Below are 17,234 nucleotides of genomic sequence, written 5' to 3'. Positions count from 1 at the left end.
TGGTTCCGGGGCGTCCGGGGTTCGACCGGGCGGCGGCCTGTTCGATCGACGAACACCGAATGTTTCGGGCCTCGTGTCGAATGTTCTGGAATTCCGTGGTGCGGGAGAGGGTCGCCAAGGCGGTCCGCGGGGATACGATCGCCGCCATGACTTCCCCGCAGCCCGCTGAAACCCGGACGCGAGGGCGCGGCACGCAGACCGCGACCCTCGCCGAGATCGCTCGCGAGGCCGGCGTCTCCGCGCCGACTGTTTCGAAGGTGCTGAACGGGCGTGCCGACGTCGCCCCCGCCACCCGCAGCCGGGTGGAGGAGTTGCTGCGCTCCCACGGCTACCGGCGCCGCCGCGCCGAGGCGTCCCGCTCGCCCCTGATCGACCTGGTCTTCCACGAGTTGGAGAGCGCTTGGGCGATGGAGGTCATCCGGGGCGTGGAGAACGTGGCCAGGGACGCCGGGCTGAGCGTCGTGCTCTCCGAGAGCGCGGGACGGCTCACGCCGGGGCGCACCTGGGCCGACCAGGTCACCGCGCGCCGCCCGCACGGTGTCATCCTCGTCCTGTCCGGCCTCGACGAGTCCGGGCGGGCGCTGCTGACCAGCCGTTCCATCCCGTTCGTGGTGATGGACCCGGCAGGCGACCCGGGCACCGACGTGCCCTCCATCGGCGCGACCAACTGGCAGGGCGGCCTCGCCGCCACCCGGCATCTGGTCGAGCTGGGGCACACCAGGATCGGGGCGATCAGCGGCCCCTCGCGGATGATGTGCAGCCGCGCCCGCGTCGACGGTTACCGGGCGGCGCTGGAGACCGGCGGGCTTCCGGTGGACCCCGGGCTGATCATGCCCGGCGACTTCCACCACGAGACCGGTTACCGCCAGGGACTCGCCCTGTTGCGCCGCGAGGACCGGCCCACGGCGGTCTTCGCCGGCAACGACCTCCAGGCGCTCGGTCTCTACGAGGCCGCGCGTGAGCTGGGCCTGCGGATTCCCGAGGACCTGAGCGTGGTCGGGTTCGACGATCTGCCGGTGGCCCGCTGGGTGGGGCCGCCGCTGACGACCGTACGGCAGCCGCTGACCGAGATGGCCGAGGCGGCGGCCAGGCTGGTCCTCGACCTGGGCAAGGGCGAGGGCGCGGCGGCCGCGACCCGGGTGGAACTGGCCACGAGCCTGGTGGTGCGCAGCAGCACGGGAGCGCCGCCGGCCGGGGTCTGACGTTCTCGGTCGCTCCGGGGTTCCGGTGGGGCCCGGGGGCCGGGGATCTCGACGGCCGGGAGAGGTGGGCGGGGGACCCGAGGGGCCATGATCACTCGATTGGCCGAACGGTACCGGTTACGGCGCGTAGAGGCTCTTCGTGGCCGTAGCGTCGCGGTGTCGCTTGTGCCGCAGTGGCGCCCGCGCCCACACTTGAAGGAGGAGGTGCTTCTCGATGACCGCTCTCGCAGAAGAGGTGGCCCCAGTGGCGTACAAGCCTGTTTCCGAGCCGGGTTCCGACCTGGACGAGGTCCTGTGGCAGGCGTGGAAGGCCATGGATCTCCCCGAGGGCTACCGGGCCGAGATCATCGAAGGGTCCATCGAGGTGTCGCCTACCGGTCGTCGTCGTCATACCGTGCTCATCGGCCGTCTCCGCAGGTTGCTGGATGCGCATCTGACGGGTAGTGGCTATGCGGTCCACAACGACGGGAATGTCATCCACCGTCAGAAGGCCTGGGTCCCCGACCTGTTCGTGGCCCCCCTCGACCTCGACGAGATCCCGGACGAGGACGGTCTCGGCGTGGACGCCGCCGGGATCGAGATGGTCGTCGAGGTCACCTCGCCCGGCCACCGGAACCTCCAGCGCGACCGCGTCCGCAAGTGCCGGGAGTACGCCCGTGCCGGAATCCCGGTGTACGTGATCGTCGACGACTTCGACGACGAGGGAGCCGTGCTCGTCCTGACGTCCCCCGATCCCAAGAAGGCCAAGTACGCCGACGAGCACCGCGTTCCCTACGGCACCGACGCGGTGATCCCGGAAGGGCCGGCCAAGGGCTTCGCCGTCGGCAAGGCGATCGTCGGGTCCTGAACCGGCCCCGAGGGCCTCACCGGATCGCCCGCGGGCCTCACCGCACCGGGTGCCCCAGCAGCATCGTCGGGGCGCCTGCGACGCGGGTGAGGAAGACCGTGACGGACTCGGGGCCGTGGGGTTTGGGCAGGGCCTTGCGGCGGAGTTCCTCCGGTTCCACCGCCGAGCCGCGCTTCTTGACGGTCAGCGTGCCGATCCGACGCTCCCGCAGCAGCGCCTTCAGCCTCTTGACGTTGAAGGGGAGCCGGTCGGTGATCTCGTAGGCGGTGGCGTACGGGGTGGGACGGTGCTCGTCGGCGGTGACGTAGGCGATGGTCGGGTCGATGAGCCCGCCGTCGAGCCGTTCGACGACCTCGGCGACGAGGTGGGCGCGGATGACGGCGCCGTCGGGCTCGTACAGGTACCGGCCGGGCGGGCGCACCGCGGGATCCGGCAGCCCGCGGGAGAGGAGCGTGCGCGGGCCGGGCAGCAGGGTCGCCCGGATCGCCGGGGCCGCCCCCCCCGGTCCGGTGGCGGCCGTCCGCCCGTCGCCGAACCACAGCACCGCCTCCTTCACCTCCCCGCCGTCCGAGATCCACTCGGCCTCCGCGTCGGCGGGGACGGCCTCGTGCGGGATGCCCGGTGCGACCTTCAGCGCGGCGGCGCGGGGTGCCCTGCGGGCCGCCCCGATCGCCCAGGACAGCGGCGGTGAGTAGGCCTCGGGATCGAAGACGCGGCCGCGGCCGCCACGCCGGGCCGGATCGACGAAGACGGCGTCGTGACCGGCCGGGTCCACCTCCGTGACGTCGGCCTCCCGCACCTCGATCAGCCCGGCCAGACCCAGCTCGTCCGCGTTCGCGCGGGCCACCGCCGCGGTGAGCGGGTCCCGGTCCACCGCCAGCACCCGGATCCCGGCGCGGGCCAGCGCGATCGCGTCCCCGCCGATCCCGCAGCACAGGTCGGCCACCGAGGTCACGCCCGACTCCTTCAACCGCCGCGCCCGGTACGCCGCCACGCTCGCCCGGGTCGACTGCTCGACCCCGTTCGGCGTGAAGAACATGCGCGCGGCGTCCTGGGCCCCGAACTTGGCCACCGCCCGCTGCCGCAGGCGAGCCTGGCCGAGCGCCGCCGAGACCAGTTCGGCCGGATGCTCACGGCGCAGCCGGGTCGCGACGGCGAGCTCCCGCGCCGGGTCGGTGTCGCGCACCTCGTCGAGGAGGGCGCGGCCCTCGGGGGTGAGGAGCGGGGCGAGGGGGGAGGCGGAGAGCGGGGTGCGGTCGTTCACCGGCCCATTGTGGGTCAGGTGCGGGCCGGCTGTGGGCCAGTCGGTGGACGGTGTGCCGTCGGCCGCGGTGTCGGGTCGGCTCCGGGGCGGTGGACTGCGAGGATCCGGCTCCATGCGACTAGTAGGACAAAACGATAAAAGGCGGTCACGGTGGGGTGTGCGGGCCGGTGTCGTCGTACTCACCCTTGCGGCCCTCGCCCCTCTCGTCGCGGGCTGCGGAAAGGACTCCACCGCCCCGGAACCGGCTGCGGGCGGGCAGCAGCCCCTCGGTGCGCCCCCGGCCCACGCGCCCGACTCCCACGCCCCCGAACTGCGCGCCGCGCACGCCGCACGGGTGGCCGCCGCGAAGCGCTGGGGGCTCGAGCTGGTGCCCCTGACCGCTCCGCCGGCGCCCGAGAAGAAGCCGAGGATCACCACTCGTGAGGGCTTCGAGGTCGACGGCCACCGGGAACTGGGCCTTCCCCCGGTCTTCACCACCGTCCCCACGGACGAGAAGGTCGTCTTCCTCACCATCGACGACGGCGCCGAGAAGGACCCGGCGTTCCTGCGCATGATGAGCGAGTTGCAGGTCCCGTACACCGCGTTCCTCAGCGACTACGTCATCAAGGGGGACTACGGCTACTTCGAGGAGATGCAGGACCGGGGTGTCGGCCTGAACAACCACACCCTGAACCACCCGCCCCTGCGCGGCCTGTCCCACGCCCGCCAGAAGCGCGAGATCTGCGGCATGCAGGACGTCCTCGAGGAGCGGTACGGCCGTCGCCCGGTCCTGTTCCGCCCGCCGTTCGGCAGCTACGACAAGAACACCCTGCGCGCGGCCGGGTCCTGCGGCATCGAGTACGTCCCGCTGTGGAACGAAGAGGTCTTCGTCGACCGCTGGGAGTACCGGGAGGGGGACCGGAAGCTGCACCCCGGCGACATCGTCCTCACCCACTTCCGGGGTCGGAACGAGTGGAAGGGCACGATGCCCGACATGATCCGCCGCTTCCTGGACGAGGTCACGGCCGAGGGGTACGCGGTGGGGCGCCTGGAGGACTATCTGTGACCCGGCGGGGCGGCCGTGGCGGTTCTGCCGGCGGTGCCTGCGGGTTGAGGTCCGCCGGCCGGGCGGCCGGTCGCGGGCCTTGCCGGCCGAGGAGGTGAGGGCACCGGGGGGCACGGGTGACGGCACCCTCGCGTACCGTTCCTGAAGACTGAGCAGAAGTGAGCCCTCTCGGCCGCACGCCCCGAACGGTCCTGGGCGCACTGCTCCCCGGCGTACTCGGCCCCGAGTCGGCGACACTCATCCGGTGCGCGGTCCGGTCCCGGGAGGCCCCCGCGGCCGGAGGCCGCTACGGACACCGCCCCGCACGACCTGGCCGCATGGGTGTGGCCGGAGGCGGCGGGGAGGCCTCGAACCATCACGCCGGTGGAGCGGGAGCCCCGCACGCCGGAGCCGTACCCGGCCCCGGATCGCATGCTCACGTCAGCCCGGCCCAGGGTGCAACAGGCTCACGAACGGACCACCACGCGATCGAGCTGACGCTGCCTCGGGCGCACTCCCCGGCGAGCGGTCACCGACCCCCGAGGCGCCCATCGCCTGGCCCCCGCCGACGTCATCTCCACCCCTGCCGACGAGATCCCGCCCCTGACCCTGGCGGAACGAACGGCACGTTTGCTGAGCGAGCCGGGGAGCGGTGGTTGAGGGCCGGGAGGCTGGAGGACTACGTCCGGCACCGCTGAGCACCCGGCTCGGCCGGGCGCCCCCGGGAGCGGTCGTCGTGGCACCGGTCGGCTGCGCACACCCGTACGAAACACCGCGCTTTCCCGCCGACGCGCCGCAGGCAATTGGCACTCCGCTTGACCGAGTGCTAATCGCGGTCATAGTCTCGGGTCTGGCACTCCCCCCTGGAGAGTGCCAACACACGCGACGGGCAGGTCCGGCACCCGCGACGACGGATCGACCTGGTCGCCACCTCAGACAGTTAACCCCGTGAGATCTCCGAAGGGGGAGGTCGGATCGTGACGACCGCCAGCTCCAAGGTTGCCATCAAGCCGCTCGAGGACCGCATCGTGGTCCAGCCGCTCGACGCCGAGCAGACCACGGCTTCGGGCCTGGTCATCCCGGACACCGCCAAGGAGAAGCCCCAGGAGGGCGTTGTCCTTGCCATCGGTCCGGGCCGCATCGAGGACGGCAAGCGCGTCGAACTCGACGTGAAGGTCGGCGACGTCGTGCTCTACAGCAAGTACGGCGGCACCGAGGTGAAGTACAACAACGAGGAGTACCTCGTTCTCTCGGCTCGCGACGTTCTCGCGATCATCGAGAAGTAAGTCACCTCGTAGCACGTTTGCTCCGAAACTGCGCCCCTGGTCCCGATACGCTCACCGAGCCGGGCGCCCGGGGCGCAGTGATTTTTCACCCCTGATTTCCGAGAGGGCTCCCGCTGCCATGGCGAAGATCCTGAAGTTCGACGAGGACGCCCGTCGCGCCCTTGAGCGCGGCGTCAACAAGCTTGCCGACACGGTGAAGGTGACGATCGGCCCCAAGGGCCGCAACGTCGTCATCGACAAGAAGTTCGGCGCCCCCACCATCACCAACGACGGTGTCACGATCGCCCGTGAGGTCGAGGTCGAGGACCCGTACGAGAACCTCGGCGCCCAGCTGGTCAAGGAGGTGGCGACCAAGACCAACGACATCGCGGGTGACGGTACGACCACCGCGACCGTGCTGGCCCAGGCCCTGGTCCGCGAGGGCCTGAAGAACGTCGCCGCCGGCGCCTCCCCGGCCGCCCTGAAGAAGGGCATCGACGCCGCCGTCGCCGCGGTCTCCGAGGACCTCCTCGCCTCGGCGCGCCCGATCGACGAGAAGTCCGACATCGCCGCCGTCGCCGGGCTGTCCGCCCAGGACCAGCAGGTCGGCGAGCTCATCGCCGAGGCGATGGACAAGGTCGGCAAGGACGGTGTCATCACCGTCGAGGAGTCCAACACCTTCGGTCTGGAGCTGGACTTCACCGAGGGCATGGCCTTCGACAAGGGCTACCTGTCGCCGTACTTCGTGACGGACCAGGAGCGCATGGAAGCCGTCCTGGACGACCCGTACATCCTCATCACGCAGGGCAAGATCGGCTCCATCGCCGAGCTGCTGCCGCTGCTGGAGAAGGTCATCCAGGCCAACGCCTCCAAGCCGCTGCTGATCATCGCCGAGGACGTCGAGGGCGAGGCCCTGTCGACCCTGGTCGTCAACAAGATCCGCGGCACGTTCAACGCCGTCGCGGTCAAGGCCCCCGGCTTCGGCGACCGCCGCAAGGCGATGCTGCAGGACATGGCCGTCCTCACCGGCGCCACGGTCGTCTCCGAGGAGGTCGGCCTCAAGCTCGACCAGGTCGGCCTGGACGTGCTGGGTTCCGCCCGCCGCGTCACCGTCACCAAGGACGACACCACGATCGTCGACGGTGCCGGCAAGAAGGAGGACGTGACCGGTCGCGTCGGCCAGATCAAGGCCGAGATCGAGACCACCGACTCCGACTGGGACCGCGAGAAGCTCCAGGAGCGCCTCGCGAAGCTGGCCGGCGGCGTGTGCGTCATCAAGGTCGGCGCCGCCACCGAGGTGGAGCTGAAGGAGAAGAAGCACCGCCTGGAGGACGCCATCTCCGCGACCCGCGCCGCGGTCGAGGAGGGCATCGTCTCCGGTGGTGGCTCCGCGCTCGTCCACGCCGTCAAGGTCCTCGAGGACAACCTCGACAAGACCGGCGACGAGGCCACCGGTGTCGCGGTCGTCCGCCGCGCCGCCGTCGAGCCGCTGCGCTGGATCGCCGAGAACGCCGGCCTCGAGGGCTACGTCATCGTCTCCAAGGTCGCCGAGCTCGAGAAGGGCAGCGGCTACAACGCCGCCACCGACGAGTACGGCGACCTGATCAAGGCCGGCGTCATCGACCCGGTCAAGGTCACCCGCTCCGCCCTGGAGAACGCCGCCTCCATCGCCTCCCTGCTGCTCACGACCGAGACCCTGGTCGTCGAGAAGAAGGAAGAAGAGGAGCCGGCCGCCGCGGGCCACGGCCACGGCCACGCCCACTGAGCACCCCGCTCGCAGAAGGCCCCCGTTCCGGTTCCGGAGCGGGGGCCTTCCCCGTGCGGCCGGCCGTCCCGCCGCAGCAGGAACCGGCCCGGCTCCGCCAGTGCCACCCGCGCCCCTTCGGCGTCCCCCAGCCGTGCGACCTGGTCGGCAGCAGGGTCGCGGCGGTCAGGAAATCCTTGTCGTCCGGGCGGGGAAGAGGCGGTTGCGGTGGGTGCCGGGGCGACGGGATCGGGGCCGGACAGCCGGCCGGGTCGGGGGACCGGAGGGCAGCACCCGACTGAACAGGTCTGGAAATGGCCCGCCGCGGACCACGTTCTGCCGCAGCCGCGGTCCTCCCACGCGCGACCCCTGACGCCACGCCGCCCGCGCGCCGCATGTCCGATCCGTTCCGGCCCTCCGCGAACGTGGCCACCGGACCGGCGAACCTTCCCGCTCAGGGGGTCAGGGGTGCAGTTCCAGGGTGATGTGCGGGGACAGTGCGCGGAGGAAGTCGGGTGCGTCGAAGATCTCGCCGGCGGAGGAGACTCCGGTCGTCCTGGTCCGTCCCGTGAGGATGCGGTCGAGCGCTTCCACCGCGAGCGGCGCGGTGACGGCGTAGATGTCCCGGCCCCTCGCCACGGCACGCCGTTCAGCGGTGCCGGAGCGCACGACCGCGTCGACGAGGAAGGTCTGCCCGGACCGTCCGCGCTCGTCGGCCGCGGCCGGTGCCGGCGTGTCCGGGGCCGCGATGTCCCGGGCCGCCTCGACCGCCATGTAGGTGCGTACCTCGGGGATGGCCAGGTGGCTGGGGACGGTGACGACGTCGGCCATCGTGAACTCCCCGATCACGGCCCGGGGGCCCATCGGGGCGGGGAAGGGCCATTCCAGGGTGGGCAGGTCGTCCCGGTGGTACTCCAGCCGTCCGTTGCGGTGACGGACGCTCCGGCCGTCCCGCCGCTGCCGGGAGACCGCGCCCGCGGTACGCGTTCCGGCGGTGGGGTGCCAACCGCTCAGCCCGTAGGCGATGTGCGCCTCGTCGGCCGCCGTCCAGTCGCCCATCGCGGTGGTGATCAGCAGGTCACCGAGGCCGCCGTAGAAGGCCATCGCGGGGACGATCACCGCTTCGGCCGCTCGTGCCCGGTCGGCGAAGTGCGCGAAGGTGTCGGCGTTGGCCTCGATCTCGGCCGCCACGTCCACATACGGGATCCCGGCCCGCAGGGCCGCCTCGATCACCGGGGCGGCCGTCGTGGCGAAGGGCCCGGCGCAGTTGATCACGGCCGCCGCGCCGGCCAGCGCCCGGTCGAGCGAAGCCGGGTCGTCGACCGACGCCGGGCGGGCATCCAGCCCGGTTCCGTACGCCCGCGCCTTCAGCTTGTCGGCGTCGCGACCGGAGAGCACCGGGACGACCCCGCGCTCCCGCAGCTCCGCCACCACGAACCGTCCGGTGTGTCCGTACGCGCCGTACACCGCGACCCTGGGCCCCGTCGTCATGGATGCTTCCTTCGCTCGAATGGTCCGTTCAGCTCCGTCGCGACCATCCTGGCGGGGGCAGGGGGCTCGCACGAGTGTCCGGAACGACAGGACCCGTACACTTCCGGACATGGACACTGTCGCGCTGGCCGTCACCGATGGGATGCTTCACTTCGAACTGGCCCTGGCGTACGAGGTCTTCGACGCCGCCCCGGCCGGCGTGGCAGGCCCTTGGTACCGCCTCGTCGTCTGCGGACCCGGCCCGGTGCGGGCGGGCCGGTTCCTGCTCGAGCCCGATCACGGCCTCGACCGGCTCCCCCACGCCGACACCGTGATCGTCCCGGGCTGGGCCGACGTCGACGAGGCCCCGCCCGCCGACCTGGTCGAGGCGGTGCGCGCGGCCCACGAGGCGGGCGCACGCCTGGTCTCCCTGTGCACGGGCGCCTTCGTGCTGGCCGCCGCCGGCCTGCTGGACGGGTTGCGCGCGACCACGCACTGGGCGCACACCCAGGTCCTGGCCGACCGCCATCCGAAGGTCGAGGTGGACCCGGACGTCCTCTACGTGGACAACGGCAGCGTGCTCACCTCCGCCGGCAAGGCCGCCGCCATGGACCTGTGCCTGCACCTCGTCCGTCTCGACCGCGGCTCGTCGGTCGCCAACGCGGTCGCCCGCCGCCTGGTCGTGCCGCCGCACCGGGACGGCGGACAGGCCCAGTTCGTCACCACCCCGGTGCCCGCCCCGGACCACCACCCCCTCGCCGAACTGCTCCCCTGGGCGCTCGAACGGCTCGACCGGCCGTTGACGGTGGAAGACCTGGCCCGCCGGGCGCGGATGAGCTCGCGCCACCTGGGCCGCCACTTCAGGGCCGTGACCGGTACCACCCCGCTGCAGTGGTTGCTCACCCAACGGATCCGGCGCGCCCAGGAGTTGCTGGAGACCACCGACGACAGCGTCGACGCCGTCGCGGCGGCCACCGGCATGGGCACCGCCACGACGTTGCGCCGGCACTTCAACCGCATGGTCGGCGTGCCCCCGGACACCTACCGCCGCACCTTCCGCACGCGGAACGGCTCCGGCCCCGACGGCAGCGAGCACCCCCACCGTCCCTGAGTCTGCTTCAGGGACCACCACGACCAGTGCCGTCGACGATGGCACGGCAGGACTCCATGGCCCCGTCGGCATCCGTGTCGGGTCGGTCTCCCGCGCCCGGAAGCCGCGTCATCCCGGCCGGGGGCCCGTGACGTCAGGATCCGCCCGCTGGAGCCGTTCCTGATCAGTGAGCGGGAGTGAGCCCCGGGCGAGCGGTACGGCTCCGGTGCGTGCTCGGCCTGTGGGCCTGTGGGCGTGGCACGGCTCTTCCCGCATCGGTGACGGTGGCACTTCTCCGCGCCCTTTGGACCGGCCGTTCCGACGCCCGGCCCGTACATGCCTGACGGCTCCCGCCCTGCGCACCAGGGAGGGAGCCGTCCAGAAGCGCCATCAGGAGGTCAGGCGTGGCGGTGGGGATGCCGGTTGCCGGTGATGAGGCGGTACAGAGCGAGCAGGATGAGGGAGCCGACGATCGCGGCGATCCAGGTGGAGAGTTCGAAGAACCCGTCGATGGAGTCGACGCCGAAGATCACCTTGCCGAGCCAGCCGCCGAGCAGACCGCCGGCGATGCCGATGAGCATGGTGATGATGATGCCACCGGGGTCCTTGCCCGGCATGATGAACTTGGCGATGGCGCCGGCGAGCAGGCCGATGACGATCCACGCGATGATGCCCATTGTTGTCTCCGTCCTGTCGTGAAGGCTGTGTCAGGTCCTCGTCTGTACCGTCCGCGCCCGAACAAACCTGTGCTCCGCCCCACAACCCTGCCCGCCCCTCCCCGAACCGGGTGTCGAGCAGCTGCCGGCGACCTTGTCCGCGAAGCGGTGGTCATGATCGTCGAACCGGCTCGCTTCGCACACGCCATCAGCTCTCCTCCCACGCCCCGACCCTTTTGGTGCCGGCGGGCCGAGGACCCTTCCTGCCGGCCTTCCTCCACCGCCACTGCCGGTAGGCGTTCCGTGCGGCGAGGGCGGTGGGCTGCACCGAGGGAACCGCGCGCTGCTCCTCGCGGTCGCGCAGGAGCTCCTTCAGCAGGCGCCTCCCCGTGTCACGGCCACGCCGTTCGGGGAGGACCGCCAGGCTGACGACGGCGAAGGTCCGGCCCGGCCGTTCCCGTACCGGGCCGGCGGGGAGCGGGTGGGTGAAGTCGCGCCACCAGCCGTGGTCGAGGGGAGCGGATGACCGTGGACGTAGCCGACGAGGCGATCCCGCTGCCTCACCACGACCAGCCGGAAACCCGGAACCGTCATCAGGTTCCCTGGTTCCTCCTCGTGTTCCGGTGACACCTCCGGCACCAGACGAACGGCTCGGCGGAGAAGACACCGTCGTGCAGGTCGCGGATCCGGCGGAACCAGTCGGCGGCGGACTCCCGTCCGTCGCTCTCGGACACGACCTCACCCGGCTCGATCACGTTCCTTCCCCCTCTCCGCTCCTCGCGTTCGTGATGTCCTCCACCGGCCTCCGCAGAGTGTCGGAAAGCGCGTCGCCGAGCTCGCGACGCGCCAGGGACGCGTCGCCCAGATGCCTGAGCGTCAACGCCTCGCTGCGCCGACCGGCCGGCCAAGCTGGAACCGGCTGAGGAAAGTCGAATGCGCCCCTCGGCCGAGCACGTGAACGAACGCCGCCTGAATCCCCCGCTCGTGCTCACGTACGTAGGTGTGACCGCGGGGCAGTTCGTGCGGCCCGGCCAGTGGATACGGCTGGCCCCACCGTGTCCGTGATCGCTAGTCTCACCCACCATGAAACGGCGTCGGCAGAAGAAGCTCTCCCGTCAGCTCTTCGAAGCGACTCTGACAGCAGACACTGCCCGAGTGCAGGCGCTCTTGAGGGCTGGAGCAGACCCGGAGCGAGGAGACAGCGACGGAACCACCCCTCTCTATCTGGCGTCTGTACAGGGGGAAGCCGAGGTCGCACGCCTGCTCCTGGAAGCCGGGGCCTCCCCCGACACCGAGAGCCGGGGAGTCGGGTCGGACGGCACACCGCTCTGTGCGGCCGCGTGCTGGGGACACACCGAGACCGTCCGTGAGCTGTTGGCGCACGGCGCCGACCCGAACCTTCGTGAAGACCGCGGAACAGGCTGGTCTCCCTTGGACTGGGCGAACAACGGCCCCCACCCCGCGACTGCCGGACTGCTCGTCACGGCGGGAGCAAGACCTTACGAGGAAGCCGTTCGACAGCCCGTGGCCTGACCGTTGAAACACCGAGGTCATCTTTGAGACAGGGCCCGTCCGTGCTGTCACTGCGGCCCGTACTTGCGGCCCGTTCGTGAGGAGAGGCCGCCCAGGGCGCCGCGTGGGACCAGCTTCGCCGCTCCCATCAAAGCCTTGTACCGCGGGTCCGGGATCGACACCGACTTGCCGCGGGCCAGGTCCGTGAGGGCCGCCTCCGCCACCTTGTCCGCGTCGAGCCACATCCAGTTCGGGATGCTGTCCGTCCCCATCCCCGCCCGCTTGTGGAACTCGGTGCGGACGAAGCCGGGGCACAGCGCCATCAGGCGTACGCCGTTGCCCGCCAGGTCCTGTGCCGCCCCCTGGGTGAACTGCACCACCCACGCCTTGGACGCCCCGTAGGTCCCGCGAGGCACGAACGCGGCGGTCGAGGCGACGTTCACGACGCCCCCGCGTCCGCGCTCCCGCATCGCCTCCGCTGCCGCCGACGTCAGCCGCAGCACCGCCTCGCAGTGGACCTTGAGCATTCTCAGCTCATCCGCCAGCGAGACCTCGAGGTACCGGCCCTTGTTGCCGAAACCCGCGTTGTTGATCAGTAGGTCGACGGGGTTCCTGCGGTCCCTCAGCCGCTCGGCCACCACCTCGATGCCCTTGTCCTCCGCGAGGTCGGCCCTCAGCACCTCCGCCTCGATGCCGTGGCGGTCGTGGAGCTCGGTCGCCTGCTCGCGGAGCCGGACGATGTCGCGGGCCACCAGCACCAGATCATGCCCGTCGGCTGCCAGCTTCCGCGCGAACGCGGCGCCGATCCCAGCCGTCGATCCCGTAATCAGAGCGGTTGTCATGGCGCAAGACTAGTTACCCGGAGTCCGGGCGTCCGCTCGGCGTCGCCGTCCCGACCGGTGCACTGAAGCCCGGCCGGATCAGTCACCCGAGTGCCCGCCCCTCCAGGGCCTGTCCGGCCCCGTGCTCCGCGTGATCCGGCGGGGTCCCCGCGGACTGGCCCTTCTCGACCACCACGAACTGACCCATCATCCCCTTGTCCTCGTGGTACAGCAGATGGCAGTGATACATGTAGGGGACGTCAGGATCGGCCGGCCCGGTGAAGCGCAGTGCCAGCTTCATCGTCGTGCCGTGCGGGACGAACACCGTGTCCTTCGGCCCGCGCAGCGCCGGCGGCGGTGCCGAGCCGTTCACCTCCACCACGCGGAACTGCACATCGTGCACATGGAAGTTGTGCGGCATGCCGTTGGTGTTGCGTATCGTCCACAGCTCCGTCGTCCCGCGGGTGACGGTCTCGTCGATGCGGCCCATGTCCATCGACCGGCCGTTGATCCCGGACAGTTTCAGATCGAAGTGCCGCCCGCGCACCGCCTCGGTACCGTCGGGAAGCTCCGGCTCGGTGAGCGTGGCCGGCAACCGCGGCGACGGCCGCAACTGCCGGGCCGCTCGCAGCTCCAGTACGTCGAAGGAGTCGTCGCCCCCGCCGAACCGCCGCTGCCAGAAGCCGCCGTAGTTGTCCTGTGGGAAGCTCCGGAGCATCACCCGCTCACCGGCCTCGACCCGTACGACGATCTCGGCGCGCTCACCCGGTGACAGCTGTATCCGGTCCGTCACCGCGGGCCGCGCCAGCAGTCCGCCGTCCGTCCCGATCAGAGAGAAGTCACGGTCGTCCGGGAAACCGAAGGCGTAGGCGCGGGCGGTGGAAGCGTTGAGCAGCCGCAGCCGTATCAGTTCGTCGTGGACCTCCCGGTAGGGGCGCAGGGTGCCGTTGACCATGGTCCGGTCACCCAGGAAGCCCACGTTCTGCATCAGCCCGCGGTCGCCGGACAGCCGTGAGCCGTCGAAGCGGACGTCCTGCACGACGACCGGCAGATCGTCGACGCCGTACCGCTTCGGCAGGGGCAGGCGAGCGGACTTCTCGTCGTCGAGGAGGAACAGACCGGCGAGACCACGCCTGACGTGCTCCTCGGTCTTGCCGTGCGGATGCGGGTGGTACCAGAGCGTCGCCGCCGGCTGGTCCACCGTCCAGTGAGGGGTCCAGGTGGCACCCGGGGCGATCATCTGGTGCGGGCCGCCGTCCATGCGGGCCGGCAGGTGCATCCCGTGCCAGTGCACGGAGGACGCCTCGTCCAGGTCGTTGTCGACCCGTACGCGCACCTTCTCGCCGCGCTTCGCCCGGAGTGTCGGGCCGAGGTAGGAGCCGTTGAACCCCCAGGTCCTGGTCCTCCTCCCCTCCTGGAACTCCGTCTCGCCCGCCTGCATGCGCAGGTCGAAGACCCGTGTGCCGTCCCTCTCCACGGTCGACTCGGCCTGCGGAGGTATCGCCAGGGCGTTGTCGAACGGCGCCTTGTCCACCGTGCTGACCGTGGCGCCGGTCCACAGCCAGGCGAACAGGGCGCCGACGGCCACGGCGAGCGTGGTGACCAGGGAGCCGAGCACGATGACAAGGCGCTTCCAGCGGAATGCGCGGCGGGTGGTGCCGGGCGGGCTCTTCCCGTCCGGCACCTCGCTCTTGGGCGTATGGCGAGACATGCTTCGAGCGTCGCGGTCCATGGCCCGCAGGACATCGGGGGCCTCCCCGGAACCGGCCCTGAGTCAACCCTCGCTCGACATCAGGGATTTCCCCCTGGAACCGGCTGAGCAAATGCAGGAGAAGCGCGCGGGCAAGTGAGGGGGAAGAAGTGAGGAAGAGGGGAAGAGGGAAAGAGGGGAACGAGGGGAAGCGGTGCGGCGTTCCGTGGCCCTTCGTCAGGCTCCCCGGTCCGCTCCGTACTTCGTCTCGTACTGCCGCGCCTTGGCCAGGGTCTCCGGGTGCAGCGAGTCTGCCGCCGCCAGCAGCCGCGGCAGCAGTGTCCGCTCCGTGGTCACCGCCCGGAACTGCAGTGCGACCGTCACCTCGTGGTCCGGCCGGTGCACCATCCGTATCGCGTCGCCAGCCCGGACCTCACCGGGCTGGACGACCCGCAGATAGGCACCTGGAGCACCCCGCTGCGTGAACCGCTTCACCCAGCCCTTCTCACCCAGATGGCCCTGGAAGGTGCGGCAGGGAATGCGGCCGGAGGTGATCTCCAGCACCACCTCGGACCCGATGCCCCAGCGCTCACCGATCAGGGCGCCGGACAGGTCGATCCCCTCCGTGGTGAGGTTCTCGCCGAACGAGCCGTTCGGCAGCGTGCGTCCCAGCACGCCCTCCCACTCGTCGAGGTCCTCGCGGGCCATCGCGTACACGGCCTGGTCATTGCCTCCGTGGTGCCGTGTCTCGCACACCGAGTCCCCGGCCAGCCCGCTCGCGCCGACCCCCTTCGGTCCCGGCGCCGCCACCCGTACCGGCCCGTCCACCGGCTGTTTGTCGATGCCGGTCACGCCCTCGGGCTGATCCGTGTACGGCACGGCCTTGGGGCGCCCCAGATTCACAGACAGAAGCTTCATGAGCTGCACGGTAAGCGATATGGATCAAAGCATCGACGTAATATTCGGCATTACGTAAAAGGTCGGCTTATCCTTGAGGGGTGATCGAAGCCCGTCATCTCCGTGTGCTGCGCGCCGTGGCCACCACCGGTTCGTTCTCCGCGGCGGCCCGGGAACTGGGCTGCACCCAGCCCGCAGTCAGCCAGCAGATGAAGGCACTGGAAGGGTCCGTGGGCACGCCGCTGCTCGTCCGCAGCGGGCGCGAGATGCGCATGACGCAGGCCGGAGAAGTGCTGGTGCGCCATGCGGCCGGTGTTCTCGCCGGGCTGACCGCCGCCGAGGAGGAGGTCGCCGCCATCGCCGGGCTGCGGGCGGGCCGGGTGCGGCTCGTGTCCTTTCCCAGCGGTAGTTCGACGCTCGTTCCGACAGCCCTCGCCGCTCTGCGGGACGCCCACCCCGGCACCCGTGTCTCCCTGGAGGAGGCCGAGCCGCCCCGGTCCGTCGAGATGCTGCGTGAGGGCGACTGCGACATCGCTCTCGCCTTCCGTTACGAGGGGGCGGCGGGCGTCGAGGAGTGGGACGACCTGGTCGTGCGCCCGCTGCTCACGGACCGGCTCGTGGGGCTGGTGCCCGAGCGGCACCGGCTGGCGCATGCGAAGTCCCTCGCCATAGGCGAACTCGCCGAGGAACCGTGGATCGCGGGCTGCCCGCGTTGCCGTGGTCAGCTGGTCGAGGTGTGCGAGACGGCAGGCTTCACCCCGCGTATCGACTTCGCGACCGACGACTACCCCGCGGTGGCCGGCCTGGTGGGTGCGGGGCTCGGGGTGGCCGTCCTGCCCCAGCTGGCCCTCGAGTCCGTACGGCCCAGAGGAGTGCGCACGGTAGCCCTGGAGCCCGCGGTGCGGCGGGAGATCGTTGCACTGACGCTTCCCGACCTCGCCCAGGTGCCCGCGGTCGACGCGACACTCGACCAACTGGTGCGGGCGGCCGGGCGGTAGGCCGGGCCCGGCGGGGCCGTCTGTCTGCCGGTCGACTGTCCACCGGTCGTCCGGCCTGCCGACTGTCCGTCGGTGGGGGCGGTGGAGCGCCCTCCTGCGAAAAACAAGGGCACACGGGTACCCGAGGCTGAAGAAACGTTCCTTCAGTTGTTCGAAGCGGCGTGCTCGCCGGTGGTCGAGACCGATGCCGGGACCGGCGCCGATACGGCCGATGTCGCCGGTGGTGGGCCTGGTGGTGAGCCCGGTGGTGACGCCGAGGACGACACCAGCCGATGGCGCGCCCTGCCCATCAGCTCTTCGCGTTCGTCCTCGGTCAGTCCGCCCCACACGCCGTACGGCTCGCGCACGGCCAGCGCGTGGGCGGCGCACTCGGCGCGTACCGGGCACCTCATGCATACCTCTTTGGCCGAGTTCTCGCGAGCACTTCGTGCCGCCCCGCGCTCGCCCTCGGGGTGGAAGAAGAGCGAACTGTCCACCCCGCGGCACGCGGCCAGGAGCTGCCAGTCCCACAGGTCCGCGTTCGGTCCTGGAAGGCGGGAGAAATCTGCCATTTCTTGACCCCTTGTAGCCATTCTGGGCGGATCCGTGTCCACGACCGTACAACTACGATCCAAGGAGATGAAAATATGACCCATTGCGAATCTAGCCTCAGACACCCGTAAATGGGAAGAAAAGGGTCTGAACGGGGCATAGGTTGTGATGAAAGTTCGAGGGTCTCCCGCGCGTGCCTCCATCGTGTCCGTCCCCTCACGTA

Annotated in this window: 16 protein-coding genes; 8 read left to right on the top strand and 8 right to left on the bottom strand. The window is 70.9% G+C overall.

Features of this window, described 5'->3' with window-relative positions:
* The first annotated feature begins 146 nt into the window (after positions 1-146).
* Together AB0I73_RS07540 and AB0I73_RS07535 are read left to right on the top strand one after the other, a co-directional pair.
* Positions 147-1,202 carry a LacI family DNA-binding transcriptional regulator gene (locus AB0I73_RS07540; protein WP_363034754.1) on the top strand — a complete coding sequence of 352 codons (1,056 nt, stop codon included), beginning with the start codon at positions 147-149 and terminating at the stop codon, positions 1,200-1,202.
* Between the two features lie 214 nt (positions 1,203-1,416).
* Positions 1,417-2,049, top strand: coding sequence for a Uma2 family endonuclease (locus AB0I73_RS07535; protein ID WP_363034753.1), 633 nt, complete (start codon positions 1,417-1,419; stop codon positions 2,047-2,049).
* Positions 2,050-2,086: 37 nt separating this feature from the next.
* Here AB0I73_RS07535 and AB0I73_RS07530 read toward each other — a convergent pair whose 3' ends face one another.
* Positions 2,087-3,313 carry a methyltransferase domain-containing protein gene (locus tag AB0I73_RS07530; RefSeq protein ID WP_363034751.1) on the bottom strand — a complete coding sequence of 409 codons (1,227 nt, stop codon included), beginning with the start codon at positions 3,311-3,313 and terminating at the stop codon, positions 2,087-2,089.
* A gap of 157 nt (positions 3,314-3,470) precedes the next feature.
* Between AB0I73_RS07530 and AB0I73_RS07525 the strand changes: the two genes are divergently transcribed.
* The 3 genes from AB0I73_RS07525 to groL all read left to right on the top strand — a co-directional run bounded on the left by AB0I73_RS07525 (position 3,471) and on the right by groL (position 7,367).
* Positions 3,471-4,358, top strand: coding sequence for a polysaccharide deacetylase family protein (locus AB0I73_RS07525; protein WP_363034749.1), 888 nt, complete (start codon positions 3,471-3,473; stop codon positions 4,356-4,358).
* Between the two features lie 956 nt (positions 4,359-5,314).
* Positions 5,315-5,623, top strand: a complete 309-nt coding sequence (gene groES / locus AB0I73_RS07520; protein WP_109377710.1) for a co-chaperone GroES — start codon at positions 5,315-5,317, stop codon at positions 5,621-5,623.
* 118 nt (positions 5,624-5,741) lie between these two features.
* Complete coding sequence (groL, locus tag AB0I73_RS07515; RefSeq protein ID WP_363034746.1) at positions 5,742-7,367, top strand: chaperonin GroEL; 1,626 nt, start codon at positions 5,742-5,744, stop codon at positions 7,365-7,367.
* Positions 7,368-7,808: 441 nt separating this feature from the next.
* Here the strand turns inward: groL and AB0I73_RS07510 are convergent, their stop codons facing one another.
* Positions 7,809-8,837 carry a saccharopine dehydrogenase NADP-binding domain-containing protein gene (locus AB0I73_RS07510; protein WP_363034744.1) on the bottom strand — a complete coding sequence of 343 codons (1,029 nt, stop codon included), beginning with the start codon at positions 8,835-8,837 and terminating at the stop codon, positions 7,809-7,811.
* 109 nt (positions 8,838-8,946) lie between these two features.
* Here AB0I73_RS07510 and AB0I73_RS07505 point away from each other — a divergent pair, with 109 nt between their 5' ends.
* Entirely contained in the window at positions 8,947-9,927 is a 981-nt protein-coding gene (locus AB0I73_RS07505) for a helix-turn-helix domain-containing protein (protein WP_363034742.1), read from the top strand.
* 377 nt (positions 9,928-10,304) lie between these two features.
* On the opposite strand, the gene AB0I73_RS07500 is transcribed toward AB0I73_RS07505, so the two are convergent.
* Together AB0I73_RS07500 and AB0I73_RS07495 are read right to left on the bottom strand one after the other, a co-directional pair.
* On the bottom strand, positions 10,305-10,583 hold the full coding sequence (locus AB0I73_RS07500) for a GlsB/YeaQ/YmgE family stress response membrane protein (protein ID WP_109377714.1): 279 nt from the start codon (positions 10,581-10,583) through the stop codon (positions 10,305-10,307).
* A gap of 572 nt (positions 10,584-11,155) precedes the next feature.
* On the bottom strand, positions 11,156-11,317 hold the full coding sequence (locus AB0I73_RS07495; RefSeq protein ID WP_363034741.1) for a hypothetical protein: 162 nt from the start codon (positions 11,315-11,317) through the stop codon (positions 11,156-11,158).
* 328 nt (positions 11,318-11,645) lie between these two features.
* Between AB0I73_RS07495 and AB0I73_RS07490 the strand changes: the two genes are divergently transcribed.
* The gene (locus AB0I73_RS07490; protein ID WP_363034739.1) at positions 11,646-12,095 is read left to right on the top strand and encodes an ankyrin repeat domain-containing protein; all 450 of its coding nucleotides are present in this window, start codon (positions 11,646-11,648) and stop codon (positions 12,093-12,095) included.
* A 47-nt stretch (positions 12,096-12,142) separates the two neighbouring features.
* Here the strand turns inward: AB0I73_RS07490 and AB0I73_RS07485 are convergent, their stop codons facing one another.
* The 3 genes from AB0I73_RS07485 to AB0I73_RS07475 form a co-directional block, all read right to left on the bottom strand.
* The gene (locus AB0I73_RS07485; protein WP_363034737.1) at positions 12,143-12,916 is read right to left on the bottom strand and encodes an SDR family oxidoreductase; all 774 of its coding nucleotides are present in this window, start codon (positions 12,914-12,916) and stop codon (positions 12,143-12,145) included.
* 82 nt (positions 12,917-12,998) lie between these two features.
* The gene (locus AB0I73_RS07480; protein WP_363034735.1) at positions 12,999-14,606 is read right to left on the bottom strand and encodes a multicopper oxidase domain-containing protein; all 1,608 of its coding nucleotides are present in this window, start codon (positions 14,604-14,606) and stop codon (positions 12,999-13,001) included.
* Positions 14,607-14,822: 216 nt separating this feature from the next.
* Positions 14,823-15,503, bottom strand: coding sequence for an MOSC domain-containing protein (locus tag AB0I73_RS07475; RefSeq protein ID WP_363034733.1), 681 nt, complete (start codon positions 15,501-15,503; stop codon positions 14,823-14,825).
* Positions 15,504-15,583: 80 nt separating this feature from the next.
* Here AB0I73_RS07475 and AB0I73_RS07470 point away from each other — a divergent pair, with 80 nt between their 5' ends.
* Entirely contained in the window at positions 15,584-16,480 is an 897-nt protein-coding gene (locus AB0I73_RS07470; protein ID WP_363034731.1) for a LysR family transcriptional regulator, read from the top strand.
* Between the two features lie 143 nt (positions 16,481-16,623).
* Here AB0I73_RS07470 and AB0I73_RS07465 read toward each other — a convergent pair whose 3' ends face one another.
* A complete protein-coding gene (locus AB0I73_RS07465; RefSeq protein ID WP_363034729.1) occupies positions 16,624-17,031 on the bottom strand; it encodes a WhiB family transcriptional regulator in 408 nt (135 codons plus the stop codon).
* Positions 17,032-17,234 lie beyond the last annotated feature (203 nt).

The organism is Streptomyces sp. NPDC050388, from assembly GCF_040655635.1.
Lineage (GTDB): Bacteria > Actinomycetota > Actinomycetes > Streptomycetales > Streptomycetaceae > Streptomyces.
Note: the sequence above shows the minus strand (reverse complement) of the source record. Positions and strands in the feature narration are given on the sequence as shown.